Here is a 10892-nt window from a genome sequence, read left to right on the forward strand (position 1 = left end):
GCCGGAAGCCCCCGGGCCGGGAGCCCGGGCCGGGCCGGAAGCCCCCGGGCCGGGAGCCCGGGCCGGGCCGGAAGCCCCCGGGCCGGGAGCCCGGGCCGGAGGGCGGGACCTACTTCTCCTGCCTGTCCTCGACGTGCAGCAGCATCCGCTTGAGGAGGCCGGAGAGCGCGGCCCGCTCCCCGTCGTCGAGGGGCCCGACCATCTCCGCCTCGGCCACCCCGCGCCAGCGCATGGCCTCGGTCCAGCGCCGGTGGCCGTCGTCGGTCAGCTCCACGTCGACCCGGCGGCGGTCCCCGGAGGCGCGCACCCTGCGGACCAGCCCGGACTTCTCCAGGGTGTCGAGACGGCCGGTCATCCCGGCCGGGGAGAGCAGCAGTTCGGCGGCGAGTTCGGCGGAGGGGGCCCGCCAGGGGGTGCCGCGGGAGGCGAGCCGGTGCATGGTCTCGAACTCGAACTCCTGGAGCCCGGTTTCGGCGAGGGCGCGTTCCTTGCCGTACTTCACGTGCTTGGCCAGGAGCTGGATGCGGGTGATCACCGCCTCGGTGGGCACGTCGAAGGGGACCTTGCCGCTCCAGCGGGCGATGTGCCGGTCGACCGAATCCTCGGCGTGCTCCGTGTCCATGGTCGGCAGTATCGCACCCCGGAGCCGGTATTTCGTTGACGAATGATTCGCTGGCGAAATAACATCCGTCGTCATGACCTCGCCGATCTGGCGGCTCCTCGCCGGGCGCACCTTCGCCGCCTTCGCCACCGCCCTCATCCCCACCACCCTCACCCTGGCCGTCGTGCGCACCGGTTCGGCCGCGGACCTGGGCATCGTGCTCGCGAGCGAGCTCCTCCCGATGCTGCTCCTGCTGCCCGTCGCGGGCGTGGCCGCCGACCGCTTCCCCGCCCGCCGGGTGGTCCTGGTCGCCGACCTGGTGCGCGCCGCCGCGCAGTGCGGGACCGGCGCCCTGCTGCTGACCGGTCCGGTCCGGGTGCCCCAACTCGCGGCGCTGGCCGCGGTCACCGGCGCCGGCGTCGCGTTCGGCAACCCCTCGGCCCGCACGCTCGTCGCCGCTGCCGTCCCCGCCGGGGACCGGCTGCGGGTCAACGCCCGGCTCGGGGTGGCGACCGGGCTCGCGCAGATCGCCGGGCCCGCCTCCGCGGGCGCGATGATGCTGGCCCTCGGCGCCGGCTGGTCCTCCCTGCTGACCGGCGTCCTGTTCGCGGCCTCCGCGCTCACCCTCGGGGGGCTGCGCACCGCCCCGGCCCCGGGGGTCCGCACGCGCGCCGGATTCACCGCCGAACTGCGGGAGGGCTGGTCCGAAACCCGGCGCCACCCCTGGTTCCTGGCCAATGTGCTCGCCCACGGGGTGTGGCACCTCGCGGCCGGACTGCTGCTCACCCTCGGGCCGCTGATCGCCGTGCAGAGCCTGGGCGGGGCGGCGAGCTGGGTGCTCATCGCCCAGGTGGGCACCGTCGGCATGCTCCTCGGGGTCTGGGCGGCCGGCCGGCTGGCGCCGCGGCGGCCGCTGTACGGGGTCGCCGTCGGGGCCTCGGCCCAGGCCCTGCCGCTCGCGGCCCTCGCACTGCGCCTGCCGGTGGCGGTGACGGCGGGCGCCTACTTCGCCGCGATGTTCGGGGTGGGCGTGCTGAGCCCGTTGTGGGAGACCGAGATGCAGCGCCGCATCCCGCTGGAGGCCCTGGGCCGGGTCGGCTCGTTCGACACGCTGATCTCCTTCGCCGCCCGGCCGCTGGGGCTGGCGGTGGCGGCGCCGCTGGCGGGGGTCACGGGCACGGCGGCGCCGCTGCTGGTGGCGGCCGTGCTCAGCGGCGCCGCGAACCTGTGCGTACTGCTGCTCCCGGACGTCCGCCGGGAACGGGAGCGGGAACCGTCACCCGCCCTGCGATGATGTGTGCCCTCGTACACACGTGCACCCGTACACGTGTGCCACCGCACGGATCAGGGGTACGCATGGCGAAGGTCGGGACCGCGCTGCGGGAGCTGCGCGGGGCGCAGAAGTCGGCGAAGGGCGTGTCGCTCTACTCGCGGTTCGTCAACCGGCCGGCCGGGCGCCACCTCGCCGCCGTGTCGTACGCGCTCGGACTGACCCCGAACCAGGTGACGCTGGTCAGCGCCGCCTTCAGCTTCGCGGCCATCGCGGCCGTCGCGCTCGTCGCACCCTCGTGGGGGCTGGGCGTCGCCGTGTGGGCCGCGCTCGCCGTCGGGTTCGCCTTCGACTCCGCCGACGGTCAGCTGGCCCGGCTGCGCGGGGGCGGCAGCGCGGCGGGCGAATGGCTCGACCACGTCGTGGACTGCGCCAAGCTGACCGCCCTGCACACCTGCGTGCTCATCGCCTTCCACCGCTTCCCCGACGCGTACGGGACGGGCGGGAACGGCTGGCTGCTGGTGCCGCTCGGCTTCCAGTTCGCCTCGGTCGTCACCTTCTTCGGCGGCCTGCTGACCGAGAAGCTCAAGCCCAAGCCGGCCCCGGGAAGCCCCGCCGCCGCGCCGTCGACGGTCCGTGCGGTGGCCCTGCTGCCCGTGGACTACGGGGTGTTCTGCCTGGTGTTCCTGGTGCTCGGCGGCGGGGGGCTGTTCCGCTGGGCCTACGCGGGGTTCGGTGTGTGCGCCGCGCTGTTCCTTCTGGCGTTCCTCGCGAAGTGGTTCCGGGAGCTCAGCGCCGTTCCGCGCTGAGCGGCTCGGACAGGGCGTCCAGCGCGCGGCGCAGCTGGGTGCTGGACGTGTGCACGGTGTAGGGGAAGTAGACGACGTCGACGCCGACGGCGGCGAAGTCCCGCTCCAGCTTGTCGCCCTTGGGGGTGCCCCGCCAGTCGTCGCCCTTGAAGATCACGTCGAAGCGGACCTGCTTCCAGGTCTCGACCTTGTCCGGGACCGTTTCGACGAACGCCGCGTCCACGTACTTCACGCTGCGGACGATTTCCAGCCGCTCGACGAGCGGGATCATCGGGCGCCGGCCCTTGGCCAGTTCGGCCATCTCGTCGGAGACCACCCCGGCGACCAGGTAGTCGCACTGACTCCGGGCGTGCCGAAGGATATTGAGATGTCCGATATGGAACAGGTCGTACGCGCCCGGGGCATACCCGACTCGGTACGGTCTGTGCGCAGGTGCGCCAAGTTCGGACATGTCGCGCTCCGTCATGAGTTACCCCCCAGCAGCCACACCCCCCGGTGTGGCGGATCAGCCGACAATAGCGTGCACGTTCCCCACCCTGCCGGTGAACGAATAGGGTGACGTGCGCATCATCCTGGGGAGAAGGGGACGTTCAGTGTCGAGATCCGGTCACCGGCGGCTGCTGCTGGTTTCCACGAATTACGCACCCGAGCACGCGGGAATTGGGCCCTACGCCACCCAGATCGCGGAGCACTGGGCGGATCTCGGCCACGACACCCACGTCCTCGCCGGCATGCCGCACTACCCGTCGTGGTCGCTGGAGCCGGAGTACAAGGGGGCGCTGCGGCGCACGGAACGGCGCGCGGGGGTCACGGTCCACCGGCGCGCGCACACCGTGCCGCCCCGCCAGACCGCCGTCAAGCGGGCCCTTTTTGAAGGATCGATTCTGCTGCACGGTGCCGTGGCCCCGCCCCGGATGCCGCGCCCGGACGCGGTCATGGCCCAGATGCCCAGCCTGGCCGGCGGTGTCCTCGCCGCCCGGCTCGCCGCGCGCTGGAAGGTCCCGTTCATCCCCGTCGTCCAGGACCTGATGGGCGCGGCCGCCGCACAGAGCGGAATCAGCGGCGGCGACAAGGCCGCCGCGATCGCCGGACGCGCGGAGGCGTACGCCCTGAAGCGGGCCACCCTCGTCGGCGTCATCCACGAGACCTTCGTGGACCGGGTCGTCGGCATGGGGGTGGACCCGGAGAAGATCCGCCTCGTGCCGAACTGGTCCCACGTCCAGCAGCCCACCAAACCGCGCGGCCAGACCCGGCACCACCTCGGCTGGGGCCCCGGCGAACCGGTCGTCCTGCACTCCGGGAACATGGGCCTCAAGCAGGGGCTGGAGGTGCTCGTCGGCGCCGCGCGCCTGGACCCGGGCGTCCGTTTCGTCCTCATGGGCGACGGCAGCCAGCGCGAGGCCCTCGCCGACCTCGCGGCGGACGTGCCGAATCTGGACATCATCCCCCCTGCCGCCGACGGAGAGTTCCCGGATATCCTCGCGGCGGCGGATGTGCTCGCCGTGACGCAGCACGCTGCCGTGCTCGACATGAGCGTGCCGTCCAAACTGACCTCGTACTTCCAGGCAGGCCGTCCCGTCATCGCCTCCGTGGCGGCGGAGGGCGGCACGGCCCAGGAAGTGGAACGCTCGGGCGCAGGGGTGCTCGTACCACCGGAGGACCCCCACGCCCTGCTGAAGGCCGTACGGGCCCTCGCCGAGGACCCCGAGGGCGCGGACGCCCTGGGGGCGGCCGGGCCCCGCCACGTGGCGGCCCACCTGAGCCGCGACGCGGGCCTGGCCCGCATCGACGCACTGATAGACGAAGCACTTGGGGGTCCGCAGCCGTGATCGAGACGAACCGCCCCGCGGCGGCCCCGGCGGAGGACGAACCGGACCTCCTCAGGGACCAGTTCAAGCAGCTCCTGCGCTACCGCCGCCTCCTGGGGGCGGGCGTCGGCATCGGTCTGCTGGGCGGCGTCTACCTCGGCATCTCCACGTCCGACACCTACGTCGCGACCGCGGACATCGTGCTGCGCGCACCCACCGACGACCCGTTCAACCCGAGCCTGGCGCCCGACAAGGCGATCAACATCGGCTCGGAGCGGCAGGTCGCGCTCAGCTCCTCCACAGCCAACGAGGCCGCGAAGAAGCTCGGCGTGACCTCGAAGGACTTCGCCGGGCTGCGCAGCGGCCTCCAGGTGACCAACCCTCCGCAGACGATGGTGCTGCGCTTCACCTACACCGCGTCCTCCCCCAGGGAGGCCGCCACCCGCGCCAACGCGATGACCGAGGCGTACCTGCTCAAGCGGCAGGAGTCCCTCGACGTCACGCGCGACAAGATGGTCAAGGGCTACCAGGACCAGCGCGATCCGGTCGCCAAGAACCTCGACGACCTCGTCAAGCAGATCAACTCCATGCCGGCCGGCACCGGCCGCGACGCCGCGTACGCCTCGAAGACCGACCTGCAGAGCAAGGTCAACACCCTCAACGGCAACATCGCCAAACTCCAGGCCCTGGACATGAGCCCGGGCCGGGTCACCAGCCCCGCGACCCCGCCGTCCGGCACCGACGGTCCCGGCATTCCGATGTCGCTCGCGCTCGGCGCGGCCGTGGGCCTCGCCCTCGGTCTGCTCGCCGCGTGGGTGCGGCTCGTCTTCGACCCCGCGCCGCGCTCCGAGGGCGACGTCGCGCGGGCACTGCGGGCTCCCGTACTGGGCTACCTGCCGCGGCCCAAGACCGGCGGCGGGCCGCTGCTCGCGGCCGGCGAGGAGGACCCCCGGCTCGCCGAGGAGTTCCGCTCGGTGGCCTTCCGGCTCGCCTACGACTCCCGTTTCGCCGACCGGCGCCGGCTGCTGGTCGTCGCCCCGCGCGGCAGCAGCGAGACCGCCGCGGCGGCGGCCGTGAACCTGGCCGCCTCCTTCGCGGAGACCGGCAAGGACGTCCTGCTCATCGAGGCCGACCTGCGCACGCCGGTGCTGGCCAGCCAGCTGCCGACCGGCGCCGGACGGCCGCGCTGGAGCCAGTCGCCCGGCGGCCAGTCCGGCGGACAGTCCGCCGCGCACGGCGAGTCCGACTGGCCCGACGGCCGCCAGCTCGTCGTCGACGCCGGCGAGTCGGGCGCCTTCGACCTGATCCCGGGTGAGCCGGTCCGCAACGTGGCCCGCGCGCTGACCTCTTCGCGCGCCACCCGGCTGATCGCCGAGGCCGACTCCCCCAACTCCACGGTCGTCGTGCTCGCGCCGCCGGTGCTCTCGTACGCCGACGCCCTCGCCCTCGTCGACCGCGTCGACGGCGTCCTGGTCGTGTGCGACCCGCGCGCCGTCCACCGCAGCGACCTGTCCCGGATCCGCGAGCTGATCAGCGGCGCCGGCGGCACCGTGCTCGGCGCGGTGCTGCACGCCCCGCTGCCCGGCGAGAAGCGCGGACGCGGCGGCAAGGCGAGCGGCTCCGACGCCCCGGCGCAGGCCTCCCGGCCGTCCCCGCCGCAGCCGCAGCCCCTGACCCGGCAGCCGAACCAGGAACACCGGCAGGCCGAGCCGGAGCAGCACATCCCCGGCGACGGCACGGACACGGTGGCCCTGCGCACGGTGCGCATGGGCCGCAGATGAGCCGGCGCGGCCTCGCCGCCGTCTCCTCGGTCCTGGACCAGGCCGCGTCCAGCGCCACCAACATCCTGGTGCTGGTGCTCGCCGCGCGGCTGTCCTCGGCGTCCGGCTTCGCCGACTTCTCGATGGTGTACGTGACGTTCAGCGTGCTCCTCGGGCTGAACATGGCGTACGTCGGCCAGACGGTGGTGCTGGAGAAGGACGAGGACCGCCTCGGCGCGGTCTGCCGCTCGGGCCTGGCCTTCACCGCGGCGGCCTCGGCCGCGGCGGGCGCGGCGCTGGCCGTCGTCGCAGCCGCCCTGCCCGGGGACGGCGGCCGGGGCTTCCTCGCGCTGGGTCTGGTCCTGCCGCCGGTGCTCGTCCAGGACGGGCTGCGGTACTGCTTCTCCGCGCTGCGCACGCCCGAACGGGCCCTGGCCGCGGACGCCCTGCGGCTGGTCTGCGTGGTCGCCGCGCTGCTGCTCCAGCCCGAGGGGTCCTCGGCGGGGCGGCTGGTCCTGGTGTGGGGCGTCTCGGCGCTTCCGGCGCTCGTACTGGGCCTGTTGCTGCTGCGCCCGTACGTGCGCGGGGCGCGGGCCGACCTGCGGCCGTACCTGCGGCGGGGCCACCTGGGGCAGCGGTTCGTGGTCGAGTTCGCGGTGGGCAACGGCTCCAGCCAGCTCGCGGTGCTCGGCCTCGGCGTCTTCGCGACGCCGCTGGCGGTGGGCGCGCTGCGGGGCGCGACGACCCTGTTCGGGCCGCTGAACGTGCTGTTCAACTCGGCGAACGCGTTCGGGCCGCCGGTCGTGGGGCGGGCTTCGGGCAAGCGGGGCGTGGTCCGGCTGACCGTGCTGATGGGCTCGGTGCTGGCGGTGCTCGGCGCCGGCTGGGCCGCGGCCCTGTACGCGCTGCCCCCGGACCTGGGGCGCCGGCTGCTCGGCGAGACCTGGACCGCGGCCGCGGCCCTGCTCCCCGCGACGGGGGTCCAGTACGCGGTGATGGGCCTGGGCACCTGCGCCCTGCTGACCCTGCGGGTGCTCAACCCGAGGGCGACGCTGTCCCTGCAGGTGGTGTTCTCGCTGCTGTCGGTGGCGCTGCTGCTCGGCGGATACGCGGTGTGGGGTGTGTCCGGCGCCGCGTGGGGGCTGGCGGCGGGCTCGGCCCTGAAGGCCGCGGCGGCCTGGCTGCGCGTCTCCCGGACCCCGGCGCCTGCCGTGGCCGTCACCACGGCGGCCTGACCCGCCGGCCGCCCCGCCGCGCGCGCGGGCCGGCGGCGGCGGGTCAGCGCAGCATGGTCGACTTGTCCTGGCGGTACGTCGCCACCAGCGCGAGGCACAGGCCCGCGATCGCGATGCGGCCGGAGGCCTGGAGCAGCGGCCCGCGCAGCAGGATGAACGAATAGCCCGCGACCAGCGGGACCACCACCGAGATCAGGCTGCCCGGCGGGGTCCTGCGCGTGGCGCGCTTCGCGTACCGGCGGTCCACGCGCGCCGAGGCGTACCCCATGCCCAGCAGTCCGGCGCCCATCCCCAGCGGCCCGAAGTCGAGCCAGAGTTCCGCCCAGATCGGCGAGGAGAGGTTGGTGTTGACCGTCCCCATCCACTCGCCGACCATCACGCCGGTGTCCTTCGGCTTGCCGGGCCACACCGAGCGCGGCACCGCGAAGAACACGGATCCGGCGAGCTGGCGCCCGTACAGGTGCCCGGGGCCGGAGTTCGAGTAGGTGATGGTGTTCGCGAACATGCCGATCTGGTCGTAGTCCTTGAGGGCCATCGGCTCCAGGAACGACGTCGTCTCGACCGGCTTGTAATTCTTCTCGTCGTAGCGGAAGCGGTCCGCGAAGGGGAACACGAGCAGGGCGATCACCACGGCCATCGACAGCGCCACCCGGTACATCGCGGCGCTCACCGGGAAGACGGTGAACAGCAGCGCGAACATGACCGTGAGGAACCAGTACCGCGGGTTCGAGATCGGGTTGTTGACCACCAGGTTCACCACGGCCAGCGCGCCCCAGGTGACGATGACCGACACCTTGCGGCGGGCGTACGTCGAAGTGACCAGCCAGCGCGTGTACATCAGCAGGGCGAGCAGCGCCGGCACGGTGCCGAAGCCGCGCAGGAGGGCCTGGCCGGCCTGGCCGTCGCCGTTGGAGACGCCCGCCTCCTCGATGCCCGCGATGATCTCCTGGCGGCTGGAGAAGAAGACCGCCGGGCCGCCGAGCTTCACGATGAACGCGGCGCTGCCCAGGAAGGCGAGGCCGGTCAGCAGCTGGAGGCGGCGCCGGTGGGCCATGACCGGACGCGGCTCCTTCTGGGAGCCGCCGGCCCGGCCCGCCGGCCGGTGGCGGGCGAGCAGGACGCCGACGTCGAACGCCGTGCAGCCGAGCAGGACCAGACCGATCGCGGTGGTGAGGTCGGAGCGCGCGCCGACCACCGGGGTCGGGACCCGGCCGAGGACGGCCTGCGCGAGCGGGGCCACGCCCATCGCCATGTAGACGAACAGCCAGAAGGAGCCCTGGAGCAGCTTGCGGCGGCTGGTGAGGACCATCGCGGAGAGCCGGGCGCCCGCGTACATCGTGAGCAGGAGCTGGAGCCAGAAGGCGGCGTCGCGCTGGCCGTCGCCGGACTGGACGGCGACGAACAGCGGCAGGAAGACGGTGAAGCCGAGGATGAGCGGGACGGACAGAGCGCGGGAGAGCAGGGTGCGCGCAGTGGTGACCTTGCCCCACTCGTTCTCGTCGTCGAGGTCGCGCACCGGCGGGGTGACGGAGGGCTTGCGTATGTCCGTTGCCACTGCTGCCCCCACCCCACGTGCCTGGTCCGCGCGCAGTCTAGTCTGAGCGGGCGGCGCCCGGGGAGGCGCGCCTGCCGAGCACGACGAGGGGCGACAGTTGCGCGATCTTCCTGCCTTCACGCTGGCCGGTTACGACAAGGGGCGCGGGCTGCTGACGCAGGCGCTGTGGTTCGCGGTGATGAACACGCTGTTCATGGCGTGGTTCTGTCCGGCCCGGCTGCGGGTGGCACTGCTGCGGGCGTTCGGTGCGCGGATCGGCGAGGGCGTGCTGATCCGGCACAGGGTGCGGGTGCTGTGGCCGTGGAAGCTCACCGTCGGCGACCACACGTGGATCGGCGAGGGCGCCTGGGTGCTGAACCTGGAGCCGGTGACCATCGGTGCGAACGTGTGCGTCTCGCAGGAGGCGCTGCTGTGCACCGGGTCGCACGACCACCGGGCCGCGGACTTCCGCTACCGCAACGCGCCGATCGTGGTCGAGGACGGCGCGTGGGTGGCCGTACGGGCGACCGTGCTGGCCGGGGTCACGGTGGGCCGCTGCGCGGTGGCGGGTGCCGGCTCGGTGATCCACAGAAACCTTCCTGCGCTGACGCTGCAGACGATGGACGGGCAGCGCCGCCCGGTCGAGGAGCCCAAGTGAGAGTCCTGCACGCCGTCACGCTCCACTCCCCCTCGCACGCGTTCGGCGGACCGGTCCGGGTCGCGCTGAACCTGGCCAAGGGGCTGCGCGGACGCGGCCACGAGGCCGGTCTGCTCGCGCTCGGCGAAGGCTTCCCCGACCCGTGGCCGACCTCGGTGGAAGGGGTCCCGGCGAAGCTGTACCCGGCCCGGCGCATCCTCCCCCTCGGCTTCAGCGGGATGACCTCGCCGGCCCTGCTGGCCTCTGCGGGCCGGCTGGTGCGGGACGCGGACGTGGTCCACGTCCACCTCGCGCGGGACCTGGTGACCCTGCCGGTGGCCCTCGCCGCGCTGCGGGCCGGCAAGCCGCTGGTGCTCCAGACCCACGGGATGGTGGACCCGAGCGGGAGGCTGCTGGCCAAGGTGCTCGACGCGGTGGCCGTACGCCGGCTGCTGCGCGGCGCGGACGCGGTGCTGTACCTGACCCCGCACGAACGCGAGGGCCTCGACGCGGTGGTGGGCGCCCCGCTGCCGGGGGCCGTCCGGCTGGTCAACGGCACTCCCGCCCAGGACGAGCGGCCGGCCCCGGCCGGTCCCCCGCGCATCCTGTACTCGGCGCGCCTGCAGGCCCGCAAGCGACCGGTGGACTTCGTGGACGCGGCCCCGGCGGTCCTGGCCGCGCACCCGGACGCACAGTTCGTGGTGGCCGGCCCGGACGAGGGCGAACTGGCCGCGGTCCGGGCCCGGATCGCGGAGCTGGGACTCACCTCCCGCTTCACGGTGCCGGGGCCGCTGTCGACCGCCGAGGTCCTGACGGAACTGCGCCGGGCCCACGTCTACGTCCTGCCGTCGGTGGACGAGCCGTTCCCGATGTCGGTCCTGGAGGCCCTGTCGGTCGGCGTCCCCTCGGTGGTCACGCACTCGAACGGGCTGGCCCGCGACATCGCCGGAGCCGGAGCCGGCCGGGCGGTCGACCCGGGCCCGGCCGGCGTCGCCGAAGCGGTCCTCGCCCTCCTGGACCCGCAGGCCGGCGCGACGGCCTCACGGGCGGCCCGCGCACTGGCCGCGGAGTCCTTCTCGATGGACGCGGTCCTGGACACCCTCCTGTCCGTCTACGGGCGCATCACCCGCTGAACCCGCGGGTCGCGGGTCGCGGACCACACCGGGCCGGGCCGGGCCGTGGTGGTGGGGGGGGGGGGACGGAGGAGAGGGGGAGGGGCGGAGCAGGAAGAGGCAGAA

General features: G+C 73.9%; 10 protein-coding genes. 7 read left to right on the forward strand and 3 right to left on the reverse strand.

Features of this window, described 5'->3' with window-relative positions:
• Nucleotides 1-109 precede the first annotated feature (109 nt).
• Entirely contained in the window at nucleotides 110-622 is a 513-nt protein-coding gene (locus tag ACFXA3_RS07460) for a MarR family winged helix-turn-helix transcriptional regulator (protein WP_385183270.1), read from the reverse strand.
• 73 nt (nucleotides 623-695) lie between these two features.
• Here ACFXA3_RS07460 and ACFXA3_RS07465 point away from each other — a divergent pair, with 73 nt between their 5' ends.
• On the forward strand, nucleotides 696-1895 hold the full coding sequence (locus ACFXA3_RS07465; protein WP_385183273.1) for an MFS transporter: 1200 nt from the start codon (nucleotides 696-698) through the stop codon (nucleotides 1893-1895).
• A 62-nt stretch (nucleotides 1896-1957) separates the two neighbouring features.
• Nucleotides 1958-2680, forward strand: coding sequence for a CDP-alcohol phosphatidyltransferase family protein (locus ACFXA3_RS07470; RefSeq protein WP_385183276.1), 723 nt, complete (start codon nucleotides 1958-1960; stop codon nucleotides 2678-2680).
• Here ACFXA3_RS07470 and ACFXA3_RS07475 read toward each other — a convergent pair.
• Nucleotides 2661-3131 (reverse strand): adenylyltransferase/cytidyltransferase family protein, encoded by a 471-nt coding sequence (locus ACFXA3_RS07475; RefSeq protein ID WP_385183280.1) that lies wholly within the window; start codon nucleotides 3129-3131, stop codon nucleotides 2661-2663. The two genes, ACFXA3_RS07470 and ACFXA3_RS07475, sit on opposite strands and share 20 nt — an antisense overlap.
• Nucleotides 3132-3303: 172 nt before the next feature.
• Between ACFXA3_RS07475 and ACFXA3_RS07480 the strand changes: the two genes are divergently transcribed.
• The 3 genes from ACFXA3_RS07480 to ACFXA3_RS07490 are packed head-to-tail and all read left to right on the forward strand — an operon-like array spanning nucleotide 3304 to nucleotide 7483.
• Nucleotides 3304-4509 carry a glycosyltransferase family 4 protein gene (locus ACFXA3_RS07480; RefSeq protein WP_385183315.1) on the forward strand — a complete coding sequence of 402 codons (1206 nt, stop codon included), beginning with the start codon at nucleotides 3304-3306 and terminating at the stop codon, nucleotides 4507-4509.
• Nucleotides 4506-6269: a lipopolysaccharide biosynthesis protein gene (locus ACFXA3_RS07485; protein WP_385183283.1), complete on the forward strand. Its 1764-nt coding sequence runs from the start codon at nucleotides 4506-4508 to the stop codon at nucleotides 6267-6269. The genes ACFXA3_RS07480 and ACFXA3_RS07485 overlap by 4 nt, the downstream gene beginning before the upstream one ends.
• A complete protein-coding gene (locus ACFXA3_RS07490; protein ID WP_385183285.1) occupies nucleotides 6266-7483 on the forward strand; it encodes a hypothetical protein in 1218 nt (405 codons plus the stop codon). The genes ACFXA3_RS07485 and ACFXA3_RS07490 overlap by 4 nt, the downstream gene beginning before the upstream one ends.
• Nucleotides 7484-7526: 43 nt before the next feature.
• Here ACFXA3_RS07490 and ACFXA3_RS07495 read toward each other — a convergent pair whose 3' ends face one another.
• Nucleotides 7527-8999: a hypothetical protein gene (locus tag ACFXA3_RS07495; protein WP_385183318.1), complete on the reverse strand. Its 1473-nt coding sequence runs from the start codon at nucleotides 8997-8999 to the stop codon at nucleotides 7527-7529.
• A 136-nt stretch (nucleotides 9000-9135) separates the two neighbouring features.
• On the opposite strand from ACFXA3_RS07495, the gene ACFXA3_RS07500 reads away from it, so the two are divergent.
• Nucleotides 9136-9675, forward strand: coding sequence for a WcaF family extracellular polysaccharide biosynthesis acetyltransferase (locus ACFXA3_RS07500; RefSeq protein ID WP_385183288.1), 540 nt, complete (start codon nucleotides 9136-9138; stop codon nucleotides 9673-9675).
• Nucleotides 9672-10787, forward strand: coding sequence for a glycosyltransferase (locus ACFXA3_RS07505; protein WP_385183291.1), 1116 nt, complete (start codon nucleotides 9672-9674; stop codon nucleotides 10785-10787). The genes ACFXA3_RS07500 and ACFXA3_RS07505 overlap by 4 nt, the downstream gene beginning before the upstream one ends.
• Nucleotides 10788-10892 lie beyond the last annotated feature (105 nt).

This window comes from Streptomyces sp. NPDC059456 (assembly GCF_042750055.1).
Classification (GTDB): Bacteria; Actinomycetota; Actinomycetes; order Streptomycetales; family Streptomycetaceae; genus Streptomyces.

Bases quoted from the DNA above. Each gene is read 5' to 3' on its own strand.
- ACFXA3_RS07460 (WP_385183270.1), bottom strand. From the start codon at position 622: ATGGACACGGAGCACGCCGAGGATTCGGTCGACCGGCACATCGCCCGC.
- ACFXA3_RS07465 (WP_385183273.1), top strand. From the start codon at position 696: ATGACCTCGCCGATCTGGCGGCTCCTCGCCGGGCGCACCTTCGCCGCC.
- ACFXA3_RS07470 (WP_385183276.1), top strand. From the start codon at position 1,958: ATGGCGAAGGTCGGGACCGCGCTGCGGGAGCTGCGCGGGGCGCAGAAG.
- ACFXA3_RS07475 (WP_385183280.1), bottom strand. From the start codon at position 3,131: ATGTCCGAACTTGGCGCACCTGCGCACAGACCGTACCGAGTCGGGTAT.
- ACFXA3_RS07490 (WP_385183285.1), top strand. From the start codon at position 6,266: ATGAGCCGGCGCGGCCTCGCCGCCGTCTCCTCGGTCCTGGACCAGGCC.